General features: G+C 36.5%; 16 protein-coding genes and 3 pseudogenes. 10 read left to right on the top strand and 9 right to left on the bottom strand.

Going from position 1 to position 19,179, the window contains the following annotated elements:
* Positions 1–115: 115 nt before the first annotated feature.
* Together AB9L17_RS02875 and AB9L17_RS02870 are read left to right on the top strand one after the other, a co-directional pair.
* A pseudogene (locus AB9L17_RS02875) lies at positions 116–880 on the top strand (MCP four helix bundle domain-containing protein); the annotation flags it as partial.
* Positions 875–1,822, top strand: coding sequence for a methyl-accepting chemotaxis protein (locus AB9L17_RS02870; RefSeq protein WP_375200751.1), 948 nt, complete (start codon positions 875–877; stop codon positions 1,820–1,822). The pseudogene AB9L17_RS02875 and the gene AB9L17_RS02870, both read left to right, overlap by 6 nt.
* Positions 1,823–2,442: 620 nt before the next feature.
* On the opposite strand, the pseudogene AB9L17_RS02865 reads toward AB9L17_RS02870, so the two are convergent.
* Positions 2,443–3,641, bottom strand: a pseudogene (locus AB9L17_RS02865) (IS110 family transposase).
* 658 nt (positions 3,642–4,299) lie between these two features.
* Complete coding sequence (locus AB9L17_RS02860) at positions 4,300–4,533, bottom strand: hypothetical protein (RefSeq protein WP_375200036.1); 234 nt, start codon at positions 4,531–4,533, stop codon at positions 4,300–4,302.
* 319 nt (positions 4,534–4,852) lie between these two features.
* Here AB9L17_RS02860 and AB9L17_RS02855 point away from each other — a divergent pair, with 319 nt between their 5' ends.
* The 3 genes and pseudogenes from AB9L17_RS02855 (at position 4,853) to AB9L17_RS02845 (ending at position 7,087) form a co-directional block, all read left to right on the top strand.
* Positions 4,853–5,062 (top strand): hypothetical protein, encoded by a 210-nt coding sequence (locus AB9L17_RS02855; RefSeq protein WP_068985256.1) that lies wholly within the window; start codon positions 4,853–4,855, stop codon positions 5,060–5,062.
* Between the two features lie 315 nt (positions 5,063–5,377).
* Positions 5,378–6,145 (top strand): annotated as a pseudogene (locus tag AB9L17_RS02850) (MCP four helix bundle domain-containing protein); the annotation flags it as partial.
* A complete protein-coding gene (locus tag AB9L17_RS02845; protein ID WP_375200750.1) occupies positions 6,140–7,087 on the top strand; it encodes a methyl-accepting chemotaxis protein in 948 nt (315 codons plus the stop codon). The pseudogene AB9L17_RS02850 and the gene AB9L17_RS02845, both read left to right, overlap by 6 nt.
* A gap of 314 nt (positions 7,088–7,401) precedes the next feature.
* Here the strand turns inward: AB9L17_RS02845 and AB9L17_RS02840 are convergent, their stop codons facing one another.
* Positions 7,402–7,806 carry a winged helix-turn-helix transcriptional regulator gene (locus tag AB9L17_RS02840; RefSeq protein ID WP_375200035.1) on the bottom strand — a complete coding sequence of 135 codons (405 nt, stop codon included), beginning with the start codon at positions 7,804–7,806 and terminating at the stop codon, positions 7,402–7,404.
* A gap of 244 nt (positions 7,807–8,050) precedes the next feature.
* On the opposite strand from AB9L17_RS02840, the gene AB9L17_RS02835 reads away from it, so the two are divergent.
* A complete protein-coding gene (locus AB9L17_RS02835) occupies positions 8,051–8,767 on the top strand; it encodes a 3-ketoacyl-ACP reductase (protein ID WP_375200034.1) in 717 nt (238 codons plus the stop codon).
* A 429-nt stretch (positions 8,768–9,196) separates the two neighbouring features.
* Here the strand turns inward: AB9L17_RS02835 and speB are convergent, their stop codons facing one another.
* Positions 9,197–10,069, bottom strand: a complete 873-nt coding sequence (gene speB, locus AB9L17_RS02830; protein ID WP_068985252.1) for an agmatinase — start codon at positions 10,067–10,069, stop codon at positions 9,197–9,199.
* Positions 10,070–10,369: 300 nt separating this feature from the next.
* On the opposite strand from speB, the gene AB9L17_RS02825 reads away from it, so the two are divergent.
* On the top strand, positions 10,370–12,424 hold the full coding sequence (locus AB9L17_RS02825) for a transglycosylase domain-containing protein (RefSeq protein WP_375200033.1): 2,055 nt from the start codon (positions 10,370–10,372) through the stop codon (positions 12,422–12,424).
* 348 nt (positions 12,425–12,772) lie between these two features.
* On the opposite strand, the gene AB9L17_RS02820 is transcribed toward AB9L17_RS02825, so the two are convergent.
* Positions 12,773–13,291 carry a YwhD family protein gene (locus tag AB9L17_RS02820; RefSeq protein WP_068985250.1) on the bottom strand — a complete coding sequence of 173 codons (519 nt, stop codon included), beginning with the start codon at positions 13,289–13,291 and terminating at the stop codon, positions 12,773–12,775.
* A gap of 359 nt (positions 13,292–13,650) precedes the next feature.
* Between AB9L17_RS02820 and AB9L17_RS02815 the strand changes: the two genes are divergently transcribed.
* The 3 genes from AB9L17_RS02815 to AB9L17_RS02805 all read left to right on the top strand — a co-directional run bounded on the left by AB9L17_RS02815 (position 13,651) and on the right by AB9L17_RS02805 (position 14,874).
* A complete protein-coding gene (locus AB9L17_RS02815) occupies positions 13,651–13,836 on the top strand; it encodes a 2-hydroxymuconate tautomerase (RefSeq protein ID WP_068985249.1) in 186 nt (61 codons plus the stop codon).
* A 97-nt stretch (positions 13,837–13,933) separates the two neighbouring features.
* Positions 13,934–14,197 carry a hypothetical protein gene (locus tag AB9L17_RS02810; protein WP_375200032.1) on the top strand — a complete coding sequence of 88 codons (264 nt, stop codon included), beginning with the start codon at positions 13,934–13,936 and terminating at the stop codon, positions 14,195–14,197.
* An 8-nt stretch (positions 14,198–14,205) separates the two neighbouring features.
* On the top strand, positions 14,206–14,874 hold the full coding sequence (locus tag AB9L17_RS02805) for a class A sortase (RefSeq protein WP_223556868.1): 669 nt from the start codon (positions 14,206–14,208) through the stop codon (positions 14,872–14,874).
* A gap of 349 nt (positions 14,875–15,223) precedes the next feature.
* On the opposite strand, the gene AB9L17_RS02800 is transcribed toward AB9L17_RS02805, so the two are convergent.
* The 4 genes from AB9L17_RS02800 to AB9L17_RS02785 all read right to left on the bottom strand — a co-directional run bounded on the left by AB9L17_RS02800 (position 15,224) and on the right by AB9L17_RS02785 (position 18,948).
* The gene (locus tag AB9L17_RS02800; protein ID WP_375200031.1) at positions 15,224–16,684 is read right to left on the bottom strand and encodes a serine hydrolase domain-containing protein; all 1,461 of its coding nucleotides are present in this window, start codon (positions 16,682–16,684) and stop codon (positions 15,224–15,226) included.
* 313 nt (positions 16,685–16,997) lie between these two features.
* Positions 16,998–17,369 (bottom strand): hypothetical protein, encoded by a 372-nt coding sequence (locus AB9L17_RS02795; protein ID WP_375200030.1) that lies wholly within the window; start codon positions 17,367–17,369, stop codon positions 16,998–17,000.
* Positions 17,335–17,496, bottom strand: coding sequence for a hypothetical protein (locus AB9L17_RS02790; RefSeq protein WP_175401754.1), 162 nt, complete (start codon positions 17,494–17,496; stop codon positions 17,335–17,337). Before AB9L17_RS02790 ends, AB9L17_RS02795 begins: the two co-directional genes overlap by 35 nt.
* Positions 17,497–17,817: 321 nt before the next feature.
* Entirely contained in the window at positions 17,818–18,948 is a 1,131-nt protein-coding gene (locus AB9L17_RS02785) for a tyrosine-type recombinase/integrase (protein ID WP_375200029.1), read from the bottom strand.
* Between the last annotated feature and the right edge of the window lie 231 nt (positions 18,949–19,179).

The raw sequence follows: 19,179 nt of genomic DNA, 5'->3' as shown, positions 1-19,179 counted from the left end.
CTTATTAAAGATATGGATATGGTATATTATCACTACATTTAAATTACTCAATATATCCAAAGTTATTAGTATATACCACTTTTTTGAAGATAATTGAGCCAATGGGGGAAATACTTTGAAAAATTTATCAATCAGAAAAAAAATTCTAACACTCATTACGTCCGCTGTTGCTTTTTTGCTGATTATTTCATTTGATGGTTTTTATTACATTAATGATATGGCAAAAAAATCTAGTGAAATGTATGACGAGTCACTTTTGCCAATTCAACATATCAGTCAACTTAGATCTAACTTTAGTGATGTAGATTCTTTCATTTTAGAGCTCATGATTACTACGGATGCTAATCGTAATACCGAACTACAGACAAACATATCAAAAAGTGGTGAAAGTATTAGAGACTTACTCATAAAATTCGAAGACTCTTACACTGGAAAAGAAGATGAAAAAGAACTATTAGAATCTCTTAAATCCAATCTCGATGGTTATTTTAGTACTATGACAAATATCATTAATTTGGCTAACAACAACCAAAACGAGGAAGCCTATTCTGCGTACACTAAAGCTTCAGACGATCTTATCAAGAAGGTGGAAACCGATACAGACAAACTCATATCTCTATGTGTTGATGATGCCGATCAGCTGAATAAAATAAACGAACAAAATCAATCTACTACTATGCTTATTTCTGCCATCCTTTCTGTTTTAGCCATTATTTTCTTTATTACATTAGCAACATGGATTGCACGTTTAATTGTAAATCCGGTGAAAGAGTTGCAGGCTACTATGTTAAAAGCAGGCGATGGTGATTTGACTGTGCAAGGTACCTATTCATCCAAAGATGAAATTGGTCAGTTAACTCAATCATTTAATTCGATGATTAATAATATTCGTACTACCGTAACAAAAGTCAATGAAACTGCTAATCATGTAGCCTCGGCATCTGAAGAGTTAAATGCGAATGCAGAAGAAACTACGAAAGCAACAGAGATGGTTGCCATTACGATGGAAACGATTGCTCATGGATCCGTAGAGCAATTAAATAATGTTTCTAGCACCGTCAATACCGTCAATGAGCTTTCAACTGGTGTTCAACAAGTGGCTGAGAATGCTCAAGCTGTAACCGAACTTTCAGGTGATTCTTTATCCCTGGTGATAAATGGTATGAATGCGGCGGATCAAATGAATCAACAAATGATGGACATCACTGTACGAGTAAATGACTTATCCGAAGTTGTCAACTTGTTAGGAAAACGTTCTAATGACATTGGTCAAATTATTGATTCGATTACAGCAATTGCTGAACAAACAAATCTCCTTGCCCTGAACGCCGCAATTGAAGCCGCACGTGCTGGCGAACATGGGAAAGGCTTTGCCGTCGTTGCAGATGAGGTTAGAAAATTAGCAGAACAGTCTGCTGCTTCTTCAAACAAAATTGAAGTGTTGATTTCAGAGACACAGAAGGATACTCAAAAAGCTGTTGAATCAATGAAGTTAGTTACAGTGGGAGTTAATGAAGGGATTAAAACAACTGAAAATACACGTACAACTTTCGCTGCCATTCAAGGGGCCATTCAAGATGTTACCATGCAGGTAGAAGAAGTATCTGCAGCAGTTGAGCAAATGGCCGCAGGAACTGAAGAAATTGTTGGTAGTATGAATACAATCCACTCCATAACTAAATCTACTACAGCCGGTACAGAGAGTATTTCTGCTACAACTGAAGAACAAACAGCATCGATGGAGGAAATTTCATCATCTGCATATGCGCTCGCAAACTTGGCAGATGAGTTAAGAGACTTAGCAGCTCAATTCAGAGTTTAATAGGATGATCGCGGTCATCACCACTTTTAACATTTAATTATGACTTTGTACATTTTCTAAGGAATCTCAACATCATTCATATAAAAAAGAAGCGGCTAGATCATTTTTTGATCTAAACCGCTTCTTCTCTTTTATAACTCTCGCCGTTCCTTTAGCTTAGAGATTAAAAGCTACTACAAATTCATGGATTACTGCATACACATGCTGCGACTCACTCTAATTAATCCCACTGTCAGCCCCACACTATAAAATAAATTAATTTACCCAGCACAAAGTGGATTGGGTGCATACTATATCTAACAAAAGAGGCTCGGGCAAAAAGAAAAAATGTTAGACCGATTGCATTGGTCTAACATTTTTTTGATTTAGGAAGGAACACTCTACTCATTGAAGCGAAAAAGTTATTATCTGTTTTCGCTATTTTTCAAAATAATCGAGTTCTGTCCCAGCCTCTTCTTACCTCCAGTCAAGTGTAATTCTTTAATTTCTTTTGTTTTTTGATTTAGTTGTAGTTGGGAGGGGTACCCCTCCCAACTACAACTAAATTTTCGCACGACTAAAAGACCTTACGATTTTCTTTGTTTCGAAAGGTCGGTGTGTTATAGTAAATATAAACTTGGTTACGATTTCAGAGCTGGTAGTGCGGACTCATAATCGTACAATATGCCGTGTGTAATAAGGTGAAATGCAACTTTCAAGAACTTATTCATACACGCCACAATCGCGACCTCATGATGCTTTTTCTGAGGTTGCGTTTTTAATTTGTAATAGTAGTCCACAAAGTGATTTTCTTCTCCTTTTCCTTTTGCCATTAACATTGTACAAACCATAAAATATAAAATCTTCCGTAGCTTCTTATTCCCACGCTTATTTATACGATCACGATATTGTGTATTGCCAGATTGATAGCGCATAATATCAATACCCGCATAGGCATTTATTTGTTTGGCATTTTGAAAACGACGAATATCGCCTAACTCACCAATCAATCGGCAAGCTGTTGTATCTCCAATGCCTGGAATAGAGAGTAACACTTTATATTCTTTTTTATCCTCAGACATTGTCACCATCTGCTTGACAAGCTTGTCTTTCGTTTCCATCAAATCCGCAATACGTCGTGCATAATCGCGTACTTGAATACAACGAATATCCGTTGGCTTAATGGACGGATACGAGTTTTCCGCAGCTTCTAATAATACAATTGCTTTTTTCTCCGCACGTTCTAAGGATAGCTTCTTACGAGTATTACTTTTTAAACGGTTTTTAATGATTGTTTTTGAATGCGCCAATAAAAGTGCTGGATGTGGATATAGCTGCACGAAATTTAAAAACAACGCTGAACTTGGTGTGATGAGCTGTTCTAATTCAGGAAATGTACCATGTAAAATTGCATGCATTCGACTACGTAAAAGAATGATTTCTTTATCAACTTCATCATAATAACGTGTAATCGCACGCATCTGTTCATAATATGTATCCTGTGCGTTTTCGCTAATTCGTGCGCATCACTACTGTCGGTTTTATGACGCCGCATGGAAGCCATTTGTAGGCTCGCTTCAAGCGGGTTCATACGGTAGTATGTGTAGCCATGATCACGTAGAAACTCTTCTACAGGTTTTGAATAGACCCCTGTAGCTTCAAATACAATTTCAGGAGGTTGTCCATCAAGAGCTGTTATTTTCTCAATACGTCGATGAAGCTGTTCAAAATCGAAACGCGTGTGATGTAATTCCCCTTCAAATTCACATTGTCTATCTTCATTATAAATGACGATGGTACTTTTCCCTTTACTGACATCAAATGCGATGACATGTTTCATATAGATGTTCTCCTTTATAGCCAATTATAGAAGTCTTCACATTACCTTATTGATTCCATTTTCTTATACACGATCTCTTGGACCCAACATACTAAACTGATTCATATAAGGGTGCGAAGTTAGCCAGTTTATGATACGGATTCTATATGATCCCAGAGGCTGGTCGACTTTTCTTCACTTCTACTAAATAAAATAGTAGCACAAACCATGGCCTTGGTTTGTACTACTAATCTTAGTATGTTTTTCATGAAATTTTGAACTACGCAAGATAAGGCATAAAACAATTTTAATTTGGGGATGTGGGACTGAATGGGACTAATAAAATGGCGAGCGTGTGTACAGGAATGAGTGAGTTATATCAGGTTGGGGCTAATTGCTTCAACTTTTTTTAGAGTCCTTCCATCGTTTATCTATATAAGATTTTGCGCTATCATTTGCTATCGATCTCGCAGAGTTAACTCCAGATCCCTTTTCGTTTTAGCCTGCTTTGATATAAGCTGCTTCAGTAGCGTTTCCTAACTCAATATAGTAGTCCCCAAACGCTTATTATTTCGGTGTTAATTTCTTTACTTTTCCCAATGACATCACCCCATTATGCTAGTTGCTTTGTAAAATAAAAAAGCCATCTCCAATTAAATTCGGAAACGACTTAAAAAACTTAATCGCACGAAGAACCTTCAGACGAATCACTGTAATTCGAAGTGGTATCCGTACAATCATTTCTATCTGTGTCTTGAAACGAAAATACTGAACCTGTTGAAATAAAATCAGTTGTATTAGTACCCGAATGGATAGAACGGCTTGAAGAACTATTATTACTTCTTGTCTTTTTCATGGTAGTTAAAATTCTTATTATCATGATTAAAAAAATAATTACAATAAAAAAATCCATTCGTTACACCTCCTTTGAATAACAGTTTAATTTTAACATTTTAGGATAACTTAGTCATTACTTATCACTCTTAAAAGCAAGTACCGTTGCCCTAGAAGTTAAAGGGGGAAACAATAACTAATTCTAATTTTTGTTGAAATAACTCAAATTCTAAAGAATCAATTTTGTATTTGTTCTTTAATATTCATCTAATGGCATTCCTTTCCTAATTTCAATTGTAAGCTTTCTGACTTAATTAAATATATACCGGAAGAGAATTAACACAAAAAGCATCTACTCTCTTAGAGCGGATGTTTTTTGTGTTTATGGGGGCTATAAGTTGTCACGTTCTATAGAAATGATCCAGAGAAGCGGTATTCAAACGCCAGTATTAAAGGATGAAAATCAACTAGATCCAAATCTGGTATCCACAATGACGGTAGTAGTCAGATTGATTACTAGGCAAGAATTAGAATTTAGTGTTTGGTATAGAGTAACGCCGAAGTTAGCGATGGCTGATTATTTGAAGACAGCAAGTTTCACAAGATAAGACTAAGCAGTTTATAAAGGTTTCCATAAAGCGGCTTTTAACGACTCATTTGCAGGTACCTCCGCTTACTTTACGTATGTAGTCTCACAGGTACATGCAAACATACATAATCATTTCGATATGACGACTTGCAAACTTTAAGTATAGAACTTTTGGATGTGAAAATTAATAATTGTTTCATATTTCTTTCTTCTCAGATTAAACACTTAGATGGAGTATAATATTACAAAATAATTACTCAATTTATCCAAAGTAATTAGTAATTACCACTATTATACTACTTTTAAAGATAGTTGAGCCAACGGAGGAAGTATTTTGAAAAACTTATCAATCAAAAGAAAAATTTTAACACTCATTACATCCGCTGTTATTTTTTTGCTGATTATTTCAAGTTGTAGTTTTTATTACATCAACGATATGGCAAAAAAATCTAATAATATGTATAATGAGTCACTTTTACCAATTCAATATATCGGTCAACTTCGAACTGACATTCGTGCGATGGATTCTTTCATTTTAGAACTAATGATTATTACTACAGAAGTAAACCGTATTGCCGATCTACAGACAAACATCGAAAAGAGATCTGAAAGTATTAAAGACTCAATCGTGAAATTCGAAGCCTCTTACAATGGAAATGAAGAAGAACGAAAACTGTTAGAATCTCTTAAACCTAATATCGATGGTTATTTTAACGCCATGACAGATGTTATTGATTTGGCTAGTCAGAACAAAAACACCGAAGCCTATTCTATGTACATCACAACTTTAGCTGATTTCCGTGAGAATATGGCAAATGATGCACGCGACCTTATGACTCTTTGCTCTGACCATGCCAATGAGCTGAATAATATAAATGAGCAAAATAAATTCACTACTTTGCTTATTTCGATTACTTTCTCTGTTATCGCCATTATTTTCTTCATTACATTAGCAACATGGATTGGACGTTTAATTGTAAATCCAGTTAAAGAGCTGCAGGCTAATATCTTAAAGGCTAGCGACGGTGATTTGACTGTGCAAAGTACCTATTCATCCAAAGATGAAATCGGTCAATTAACCCAATCATTTAATTCGATGATTAGCAATATTCGTAACACAGTAACAAAAGTGACTGAAACTGCTAATCATGTAGCCGCAGCATCTGAAGAATTGAATGCTAATGCAGCAGAAACTACAAAAGCAACAGAGATGGTTGCAAATACGATGGAAACGATCGCCCATGGATCAGTAGAGCAACTAAATAATGTTTCTAACACATTCAATACCATCAATGAGCTTTCTACAGGTGTTCAACAAGTAGCTGGAAATGCTCAAGCTGTAAGCGAACTTTCAGGGGATTCATTATCCTTGGTGAAAAATGGTATAAATGCCGCGAATCAAATGAATCAACAAATGATCGACATCACAGACCGAGTAAATGGCTTATCAGAAGTTGTTGACTTGTTAGGAAAACGTTCTAATGAAATTGGTCAAATTATTGATTCGATTACAGCGATTGCTGAACAAACAAATCTTCTTGCTCTAAACGCTGCAATTGAAGCCGCACGAGCTGGCGAGCATGGGAAAGGCTTTGCTGTTGTTGCAGATGAGGTTAAGAAGTTAGCAGAACAATCTGCTGTTTCTTCAAACCAAATTGAAGTGTTGATTTCAGAGACACAGAAAGATACTCAAAAAGCTGTTGAATCAATGAAATTAGTAACAGCGGGAGTTAATGAAGGGATTAAAACAACAGAAAATACACGTACAACTTTCGCTTCAATTCAAGGTGCCATTCAAAGTGTTACAATGCAGGTAGAAGAAGTATCTGCAGCAGTCGAGCAAATGGCCGCAGGAACTGAAGAAATTGTTGGTAGTATGAATACAATCCATTCTGTAACTAAATCTACTACAGCCGGCACAGAGAGTATTTCTGCTACGACTGAAGAACAAATGGCATCGATGGAGGAAATTTCATCATCTGCTAATGCACTTGCAAACTTGGCAGAGGAGTTAAGGGATTTGGCAGCTCATTTCCGCGTATAATCTGATGATCACGGGCAGCACCAATTTTCACATTTAAATATGACTTTACACATTTTCTGAGAAATAACAACATAGATCAAATGTCCCCTGTAAGATAGACACTTAAAAAAGTTTATCTTACAGGGGACTTTTATTTATAATGACTTAAGGAAAGTGGGACTAGCTCATAACTCCCCACTTAAATCCTTCATATCAACATTTACAAAGCCATTCTTATTTTACCCAGACCAAAATCATTTCTCTTACTAACTTTGAAGCTGTATTTGCGACTGGCGTTTCACATTCGTCGTAGAGTTAGTGTTTCTAGCTTTTTTTTAATTATTTCTCAAAACGGCCTCGTTATTTTCCTTATTGCTTTCTTGTTTAATTTGATCGATTCTATTTTTTCCCCATTCGTACATCATCTCAACGATTGGTAATAATGTCATCCCTAGTTCAGTCATTGAATATTCGACTTTCGGAGGAACTTCTGGAAACACTTCTCTATGAACAATTCCATCATCCATTAGTTCACGTAATTGGTTTGTTAATATCTTATGAGATATTTTCGGAAAAAGTCTTTGAAGTTCACTGAAGCGATGTGGTCCTTCTACACCTAAATGCCACAAAATAACAATCTTCCATTTCCCACTAATAATTGATAAGGTAAGTTCTTTTTCACAATGATAATCTTTATTTAATATTCTCTCTTTTATCTCATCTCTTAATTTATCCGACATAGAACTAACTCCCTTTCATATAAATAAGTAACCTTTTGGTAACCTCCGCACAAAAAAGTGCACTCTTCACAATATAGAAAACCATAGTAGAATGAGGTTAGTCTTAAAGACAAATTTTTTCTATTTTAGGCGTCAAACATTTACGATTACCTGAACAATTCTATCAAACTCACCTTATTTTATTATTTAAAATGGCTTTATTTCGTCTAAAATAAAACTATCCCATCTAAAGGAGCAAAAAATCATGCAAACAATCGCAGGAAAAGTGGCGCTAATTACAGGAGCAGGACGTGGAATAGGACGTGCAACAGCAGTAGCTTTTGCGCAAGAAGGTATTCACGTCGGTCTTATTGGGCGTACTCTTGAAAATTTACAACAAGTAGCAGAGGAACTTAAACAGTATGATGTGAAGGTAGCAATCGCTGTGGCAAATGTAGCAGATTTAGACTCTATTACTACAGCTGTTGAATCAATTCGCAGTGAGCTTGGGGCAATCGATATTTTAGTAAACAATGCCGGCATTTCAAAATTCGGTAGCTTCATGGACTTAAAGCCTGAAGAATGGACAAATATTATCGATGTCAACGTAAAAGGTGTGTACTACACAACACGTGCTGTATTACCGGAGATGATAGAACGCAACACAGGCGACATCATTAATATCTCATCAACAGCTGGACAAAAAGGTGCACCGATTACAAGTGCATACTCAGCTTCAAAAGCTGCAGTTATCGGACTAAGTGAGTCCTTAATGTTTGAAGTGCGTAAGAAAAATATTCGCGTTACTACATTAACGCCAAGTACAGTTGCAACAGATATGGCGGTTGAACTAAACTTAACAGACGGCAATCCAGAAAAAGTGATGCAAGCAGAAGATTTAGCAGATTTAATGGTTGCACAGCTAAAACTTCATCCACGTGTTGTATTAAAACATGCTGGACTTTGGTCGACGAACCCTTAAATAGAACTATTCGAAATATCAAAGCGCTATCCGATGTATTTTGGATGGCGTCTTCTTTTTTAGAATAACAAGCTCTAATTTGGGTATTACCAACCCGTCTATCACATGAACGACATTACTTGTAAAAGCTCGATAAGACCTTTTATTAAAAGATCTTTATCAATGCCTTTAAGAACAAATTAAAACCATCTACGATTCGAGTCCTATTACACAATAAATTACACGGGACTGCCCTAGCTTCTCTAAGAAAAAAGTTAAAAAGTGGGGCTAGCTCATAGCTAAACCCCACTCAAACCGCTTCATATAAACACTTATAAAGCCCTCTTTATTTTACCCAACCCAAAATCATTTCTCTTAGCAATTTACTCGCTGTGTTTGCGACTGGCGTTTCACTTTCGTCGCTAAATGCATTAGTTAATGTTTCTTGCTTTATTTTACCCAACCCAAAATCATTTCTCTTAGCAATTTACTGGCTGTGTTTGCTGTCATTTCTGATGTGTCGTAGATTGGTGCAACTTCAACTAGGTCAAAGCCAACTACATTGACATTACTTGCTGCAATCGCATGGATTGATGCTAGTAATTCTTTCGATGTAATGCCTCCGCAATCTACTGTTCCTGTGCCTGGTGCATGTGCAGGATCAAGTACATCAATATCAATCGTCACGTAAACATTACGTCCCGCTAAAGTCGGTAATACCTCTTTTAATGGCTCTAGCACTTCAAATTTTGAGATGTGCATGCCATTTTCCTTTGCCCATTCGAATTCTTCCTTCATACCTGAACGAATACCAAATGAATAGACATTTTTCGGTCCGATATGTTCGGCAATTTTGCGAATAGGCGTTGAGTGAGAAAGTGGCTCCCCTTCATATTCAACACGTAAGTCTGTATGTGCATCGAAGTGGATAATTGCTAGATCATCATATTTCGCAGATACAGCTTTCATTACAGGCCACGATACTAAATGTTCGCCACCCATGCCAACTGGAATCTTGCCATCCGCTAAAAGCGTCTCGATATACTTTTCAATTTCATCTAAAGAACGCTGTGCATTCCCGAATGGTAACGGTATATCTCCTGCATCAAAATATTTCACTTCTTCTAACTCGCGATCTAAATATGGACTATATTCTTCTAGACCAATTGATACTTCACGAATACGTTGCGGGCCAAAACGTGAGCCTGGACGATAACTAACTGTCCAGTCCATTGGCATACCGTAAATAACTGCCTGAGCATCCTCATATGTGGGATGACTTTTTATAAAAACATTTCCTGAATAAGCTTCATCAAATCTCATTACTCGACCTCCACTTTTATTAGGAATTAATCCTATTTCACCATTACTCTATTAAGGACTTACAGGATTGTAATGAAACCTCTATCCTTGCATCCTCGTATACATTATTGGAACATCTAGCAAAATTCGATTAAAATTTACAAAGTGTCTTTCTTTTGTCGAATGCTAGCATTTCAAACAGTACAAAAAAAGTATAGATGTTTTTGAATAAAGTGCAATAGTTTTTACCTAGAATTTCGATTAAAGATGAATGTTCAGACACATACTATACGCAAGTGTGAGAAAACGAGGTGAAGTCGGATGAAGAGAAAAAGCTATCAACGTAAGCAAAAACGTACGAAGCGTACACGCAAAGCCCTTACCCTTTTCGTCGCCTTTCTATCTGCAATTGTAGTAGCATTTGTAGCTTTACGCGTCTATGTTCAAGTGGCTGGTGCCCCGCCTTTAACCGTACCTAAAGCCTCTATTTTCTTAGATGAAAATGAGAACCAGATTGGGGATCACTTTACGAACGAACGACGTTATTGGGTTGATCTTGATGAGATGTCCCCCTATCTAAAAAAAGCAGTGGTCGCTGTTGAGGATAAAGATTTTTATGAGCATAGAGGATTGGATTTTTCACGTATCGCAGGTGCATTATTAGTTGATATTAAGGCTGGAAGTAAGGTTCAAGGAGCAAGTACTATTACACAACAATATGCTCGAAATCTATATCTTTCACATGAAAAGTCTTGGACACGAAAATTAAATGAAGCACTGTATGCTTATAGATTAGAAGTTTTTTATGATAAGGATGAAATACTGGAGGGCTATTTAAACACTGTATATTACGGACATGGTATGTACGGTGTAGAAGCAGCTAGTCGATTTTATTTCGGAAAATCTGCCAGTGATTTAACACTAGCGGAAGCAGCAATGTTAACTGGAATTCCAAAAGGGCCAAGTATTTACTCCCCTATTGTCAATCTAGATAAGGCAACTAATCGCCAGCACGTTATTTTAAAATTGATGGCTGATCAAGGTGCCATTACGCAAGATGAAAAAACACGTGCAGAAAATGAAAAGATTGTCTTAAAGAATGATAGCTGGGTAGCAACAAAATCTATAGCACCATTCTTCCTTGACGTAGCATGGCAAGAGGCTAGTGAAATTTTGAAAACAAAAAATCTCGACATTAGTGAAGGTGGTTGGACTATCCAAACAACCCTTAATCAAGAACACCAAAAAGCAGCAGAAGAAGCTGTAGCCAAAAACATGCCTGCTAATGATCTCCAAGCCGCGTTCGTTAGTATGGAGTCCAATTCAGGTGCTGTTACCGCACTAGTCGGAGGCCGTGACTATGCTACAAGTTCATTTAACAGGGTTACACAGGCAAAACGTCAGCCAGGCTCAACCATTAAACCTATTTTATATGCCGCAGCTTTAGAGAATGGGTATACGCCATTAACTTTTTTAGATGTAGGTGAGACAACTTTCACTTATGATAAAGGACGTTCAACATATTCTCCTAAAAATGTTAACGGTAAATTTGCAACGCATGATATGTCGATGGCACAAGCGATCGCTATTTCAGATAATATTTACGCAGTTAAAACGTTAGAGGAAATTGGATTTAAAGCATTTCACGAGATGGCTGATCGATTCAACGTGAATATTGGTGATAAAGACAATTTATCTATCGCGCTAGGAACAGCTGAAACTACTTTATACGAAATGACGAATGCTTATAATATTTTAGCATCACAGGGACAAGAAACCGCTCCTACTACTATTATTTCTATTAAAGATGCTAATGGTGATATCATCTACGAAAATAAAGAAGAAAAAAAAGAAGCTGAGACAGTTCTCTCAAAAGAAGATACGTTTATCTTAACAGAAATGATGACAGGTATTTTCGATCCTGTATTTAACGATTATTCTCCAGCTACAGGGATTGGCATTCGCTCTCGTATGACGCATACGTATGCAGCAAAATCTGGTTCTACAAATAGTGATCAATGGTTAATTGGATTTACACCTAGTTTAACTGCTGGTGTGTGGAACGGCTATGACCAAGGAAAAAATATAGAAACAAAAGAAGATACTGCAGCTACAAAGAAAATATGGATCGACTTTATGGAGACTGTCAATAAAGGAACAAAGAACGAGGATTTCACAAAGCCTAAAGATGTGAAAGGTGTGGTCATCGATGTTGAAACAGGCAAACTTGCAACAGACGCCTGCCCTAAACAACGTTTGGTCTATGTAGATGAAAAGGATGTACCGACTGAAAAATGTTCAAACTTTGATATTCTCGATAGAGATACGTGGGGAGAGATTTGGAATATGCTCCCGTTCGACATTTTTAAAAACTAATAGACAATGTGGAAACCTTTATGAGTCAATCACGTTCTAAATAACGAAGGCTCTCGACAAAGTAATAGACATATACAAAAAAGAAAAGCTTTCTCTTCCCCGGAGCAGTGTCCGTGGGAACAGAAAGCTTTTCTTTTTTATGGCTCGCGAAGTAGATGAGCATCATGAGGCATTTGGCTTGGGTTTGGGTTGTTCAAATGCCGCATAGCGCTCATCACATTCGCAGAACCAAGTGTCCTAGCTTACTAAAATGTAAGTCTGCATCAAGTTTACTTTGTTTCAAACCCACTTTCAACCTTATATCGAAAACGATTGCAAAATGTCACAGATTGTTCAATCATTGTAAGTCTATTCTGCAAATAAGTCTTGACGCAATTGGTCCTCACTACGTGCCCACAGGTCTGGATTGAGCTCCGCTAAGAAAGAAGCTAACACTTTTTTAGATGGTGCATCCATATGCTCTACAATAATATGACGCTTCATAGATTTATCCATTTTATTAACATGATCAGCTAAAATTTTATAGCCACGACGTTTTTCTCGATTGACTACCATTTCACACGCAGTAACACCTGCATAGTAAGGTCCATCCGCTTTATGGTCAATCGTCACCCATACGAGCCAATACGGTTTTCCACCCTCTGAATCTGCACGATCTGTCGTAAATTTAATACCACGTTCCACATCACTACGAGCATGCATTGCACCGACTTCAACTGATGCTGTCCCCTCTTCTACATCGATTATGACTGGCGATACGTTTTCAAGTGAAAGCGAACCGATTCCAAATCCCTTATGTCCATCTGTTGGGTCATTTTTAATAATCGTAAAGCCCATTTTTTGTTTTGATTTTTCTTCATTTGCCATACTTTAATTACCTCCATTCTGCTATTATAAAGTAAAGCATCGTTAGCGCATCGGTGTCGTCATGACAACGACTCTTGCCTTGCGCAAATGCCTGAATACAAGTAAGAAGTTTTTATACTTTCTTATCAATTTCGCCTTGGCGTAATTGCGTCCGGATTTTGAATTGTGCCAGCACAATTCATTCCTTTCAAAATCCGTGACATCCGCCGGAGGCTTTTTATCTTCATTCAGTAGGTGTTTGAACACCCACGGAAAAGGAACCACACCCGCATTCATCTTACCACCATCAGAGGTTGAAGTCTTCTACTGAATGGAGATAAACTAACTATACAACATTATTCAATAAAGGAGGCAATATTATGCCATACGTAACAGTGAAAATGCTTGAAGGTCGTACAGACGAACAAAAACGCGCACTAGTAAAAGAAGTAACAGAAGCCGTTTCTCGTACAGTTAACGCGCCAGCAGAAAACGTAACAGTCTTTATCGAAGAAATGCCTAAAAACCATTACGGCGTTGCAGGCGTGCTCCACAGTGATAAATAAAGAGTATAACGGGTAGAGCAACATAATGCTCTACTCTTTTTCGTCTGATGTCCTTACTGACGATACATAACGTTTTACCGAGCCAGCTATAGTTCTAGTGGCGGAATATGACCTGTTAGCGGCGATTCTCTTGGTTTTAGCGGCGGAATTCGATCCTTTAGCGGCGATTCTCTTGGTTTTAGCGGCGGAATTTGATCCTTTAGCGGCGATTCTCTCACTTTTAGCGGCGCAACTTGATCCTTTAGCGGCGATTCTTTCACTTTTGGCGGCGCAACTTGATCCTTTAGCGGCGTTTCTCTCACTTTTAGCGGCGGAAATCGATCTACTTCCGGCGATTCGTAATTTCAATACTAGGATGTGATCTATGAAATGAATAAACTTAAACTAACACTACTCATTTGTATGCTCATCATTGGCCTCTTACTTATTTTTATTAATCCAATTCAAAATGCCATTATCGCTCATTTAAGTAAACAATTAAATACAACCGATTACAGTGCAGAGGATATTGAAAAGAACAATAATGTGGATGCCGATTTTGAATTTGAAGCAGTACAATCACTATCTATTGCGGAAGTTTTAAAAGCTCAAACAACAGCAAATAAAATGCCTGTCATTGGTAGTATCGCTGTCCCTAGTGTGGATATGCAGCTTCCTATCGTCAAAGGAGTTGGCAATGCCTCTCTTGCCGTTGGAGCAGGCACCATGAAGCCTAATCAAAAACTTGGACAAGGAAATTACGCTTTAGCGGGTCATTACTTTGAAGAAACAGATATTTTATTTAGCCCCTTATATAAAGCGAGTATAGGAGATACGATTTATGTAACGGATTTAACGAATATTTATGAGTACAAACTAACGTCTAAGGAAATCATCGCCGCTACGGATGTTTATGTTATTAATGATATCCCTAATAAAACCGTTTTGACCCTCGTTACATGCGCTGATAATGGCACGAAAAGACTTGCCATTCAAGCAGATTTTGTTGAGCAATATCCGTTTGACAAAGCACCTGCAAAGCTATCAGAAACTTTTTAGTATACGAAAAACCCCAAGATTTTACGTTTTATTAAAAGTCAAGAGTTAAAGTAATGCACATAATATTTCAGGATCCTATATACAATGTGCAACATTATAATATGCTATTTTAAAGCTGAACTAATTTTGATATTAGTTCAGCTTTTATTTGTGTTTAAAGATATAGTTTGAGTATATTTAATAAAAGTATATTATTAGGAAATTTTTCTATCCGTTCTTCAACTAACGGAGCAGGTTAGTGGAAGAAATAGCAAGTGGGTTTAACTAGGAGAAGTGTCGATGACATTAAAGAAGACACCGAGGTGTCTTATGTTTTTTTAATTAAGAATATTGATAAAGTGGAATTTAATTACTTAACATTATACTTATTTTCGGAGCGAGGCATCTTATCGGTGAGTATATACCAAGTAATGCTTGCTGTTAATAATGTTGACGAAATCAAAGCTGTAAGAACACTATATGTTTGCCAAATAAGTATCGTTGACCAATCGAAGGCAAAAAACATTATACACTGGGCAATCGTAGCGATTAGGAAAATAATTGTTACGATTGTTCTCTTTTTTGTAATTGGCTGCTGCTCATTCGTTTTCCTTTTTCTTAATCCTAAGAGAAATAACAGAACGGCCAATAGGCAAAGAATAATTGTGGTAGACGACAAAATGATGTCCAAAAGCTGTGTGCCGCTTATCTCATATGACTGAGTTAGATTGCCGTCTAATATATCTTTAACTTTTAGTACCAGGTTTATATTGGTATTTGCGCCGTTGCTCAGTAAGCAGATGGCTGTTCGTTCATTTGGCAGTATGGCTACTTCGGTTCTAAAATTCGGATTACCCCCAGTGTGTTCTATAAACGTTTGTTCGGCGTTTACCGACCAACCTGCCGCATAATACATATCGTTGACAGCCGAAACAGACATATCACCCCTATGTGATTTTTTGATAACCCTGTGAAATATTTCGGGTACGTCCTGCACGATACCCATCTGTATGCCCATCCAACGCGCCATATCTTTTGTATTAGAAATGATATAGCCGGCAGGTTTATTCCCAGCATAATCCGGAGCGTTAAATGGAGTTGTTATGAAAAAGGAAGAACGGTAGCCCTGTGCTAACTGTCCAGTGGCTTGAGCATCTTCTTTATAAACATACGTCTGGTGAAGACCTAAGGGTAGAAATACCTGTTCCCTCATAAAGTCTTCATAGCTTTGTCGTGATACAATCTCAATAACCAAACCCAATACGTCATAATTAACGGTTCCATAGTTATATTGTTCACCGGGAGAGAACGCCAATTCAGCATCTACCAGCGTTTCCACAGTCTTTTGCAACATATCAGGCGTATTGCCTTGTGGAATATTTTGAGTATGTCTAATATTTGTTAAGCCGCTGGTATGGTGAAGGAAGTTATTTAGTGTAAGGCTTTGCATATCAACAGGTTTACCTTGATACTTTAACGTAAACCAAGGTAAATATTTTTGGATAGGGTCAGTCATTGATAGCAGCCCTTGCTCTTCCAATAGCAGAATCCCCATACCAGTAAAAGCTTTACTCACCGAGGCCAACTCATAGAGTGTATTTTCACTTGCAGACAACCCCTTTTCAAGATCTGCATACCCAGAAGAAAAGTAGAACACTTCATCATTAGCAAGTATTGAGATTGACATTCCAGGCACACCTGATGTACGAGAGGCATCATCTAGCAACGCTTGTATTGCCACAGATTTCGAATCTGACAACGCATAACTTTGTGTTGCGAATCCCGAGAATAATATAAGTATCGTTAATACAAAAACAATAGTCTTTTTCATAAACTCTCCTTTTTGAAGAATTATAAGAGTATAAAAAACTTATTTTTATAACTATAAACTAAATTCTAATTTACATTTCTACTTAACTATATAATATCAAGTAATTGTGAAGAGTTACACTTAAACTAACGGGTGCTTTAATTGAACAAGATAGTTAAAAATTAGCCTAGTTAAAAGTAATTTAACAAGGCTGGTTTTGTATCTCATTATTCTACTTAAACTGCTCAAATTGATTAGTTAGCCATCGTTCTTGATTTTCTGCAATGTATTTTTCAACCGCTATTAATCTATTCACCAATTCCTCTTTTGAAAGCTACAAATACCTCCTTTTGGCGAAGTTTACATCACGTTCAGATGAAATCCTTCTTATCGATGATTCGTCAAATGTAGAAGGCATTACAGGTTTTTTACGTGTGTTTTTTACTTTATACGTTCTGCTATGCTTTTGATAATAAGAATGTAGTTCTTCATTGCGCTTAATTGTATTTTGATGGATACCTTTTCCTTTTTCATCAAATGCTTTTGAATGCTCACTAATGTTGTGATAAGTTACGGGAATCCCTTGTTCTACTAGAAAATTAATCGTTTGAATTCCAATAGTAAGTGAACGGTCTCTTCGTTGCTGATGCACTTTTACAAGCCATTGCCGCTTATCTGAATGGATTGTGCTTTGTGATTGGTTCATAATGACGTTCCTCTCTATATTGTTTTATCAAGTCAATCTCTTTTAGTTCGATTTTTGCTTGCTTCGCCATTTCTTTTGCTTTACGTACTTCAAGGTCTAGACCCATTGCCTTAAATCGTGTTTCCATATCTTTTGATAACTCAATGATCCCTAATAACTCACCCACATTCACTGAAAATTTGTTTGAATCTTAGGTGTAAGATCTCTATTTTTTTCAAGTCCGTTCTAACGTCATTATTTCTAGCTGAATTAATTAATGTTATAAGTAATAAATGATTTTTCCAATCATAAGTCAAACAATTATTGTTCATATACTTAAAAACCCGTTCATCTAGTTTATCGATTAAATATTCGCCTCTATTGTTTTGTAGACACATTAATTTTGTATCCATTGTGCCTAACCATTTATCATACCAATCTGTTACTGGTCGCAATGTTTCTGTCAAACTTACTCCAACCCTTCTAATAGCTCCTGTAAATCTCCATCAAATTTATTCAAATTATCTGTTTCAATTACTGTTAGTTTTAGTTTAGATTTTTTTGAAGCTTTTAGTTGCTGTATATATTCTTTTTCGTTTCGTTGCATTTGTTCTAACATTTTGTCGTGGGATTCTCGATGTTTTGCTTTATCAAAATGATGTTCGTAAACATTTATAGTATCCGTATTTTTCCATTTCATATATTTAATTAACTCATTTTTTCGTTGTTGAATTTCGCTCTCATTTTGAGAAATATGATATATCTCTCTTAATCTCGAAGTTACAAACCAATGTCTAGCTTTATGAAGGTTTAAGCTTATTTCATTTAACTTCATCGCTTTATTCCAATGATGGTACCATGCATGATAAGTGAGTGCAGTTCCGTTTTCCGATAAAAAAATAGGGGAATCATCACTTAATTGTTCAAATATGAAGTGGTTTTTGTCATAGCTCTTTCTTTCTGTATCAATGTAATGAAATAATCGTTTAACAGTATCTTTGCTAAAGCGTAAGAACTTTATTTTTCGACCATGACTACCTTTGTTAAAAGTAGCAACTTCTTGGTGGCTCTTTCGTTGGCGATAATCTCCTATTGTTAAATGAATGATTTCAGATATCCTTGCACCTGTTTCGAACAACATACGTGCAATCAACATTTCCCGTTGTGACCAATCCACTTTTTTCCCTGCTTGATAAACTTGATATGGTAAATTGCCATCATCTATTATTTGTGGTTGCCACTCTTCTTTAATAATTTTGAAATAGGAATCTGTTAATCTTCTGTGAGGAATAGCATCTTCTGTCCCTGAAATATTCGGCATTCTAGGTTTATCTTTTCTAACACCATTTTGATTGCTATAATCATGCAAAATATATTGCCCATCTATGAATGGATTGTTATATGTATAATGCTCCAATCGAATCATCGACTTATAAAAAGATTTTAATGCTGATAAAAAGCGACTGATTGTAATAGGACTTTTATTTGTTAATTTCACAAATCGAAAGGTATCTTTTTCTCGAATTTTACATGCCAGCTCAAGCATTAAATAATCTTCTACAACTATTCGTATTATTTCAGATGAATCATTCCATTTCACTCGTTTCCCTTGATAATTACTTTCTAGCTCCAACCATTAAAAAAATGGAAGCAAGCAATTTAAATAAGACATAGCAGAACTCTTATCAATTCTTCCTAAACAATCATGGAAATAATCTGTTAATGGAAGAAAAGGTTGGTTATCTTTAAATACTAATAATTGATATTTACTCGTTATTCCTTTTGGACAATAATCATACCAATACAATCTAACACCACCTATAACAGAACA

The organism is Lysinibacillus sp. RS11 (genome assembly GCF_042019215.1).
In the GTDB taxonomy this organism is placed as follows: domain Bacteria; phylum Bacillota; class Bacilli; order Bacillales_A; family Planococcaceae; genus Lysinibacillus; species Lysinibacillus xylanilyticus_A.
Note: the sequence above shows the minus strand (reverse complement) of the source record. Positions and strands in the feature narration are given on the sequence as shown.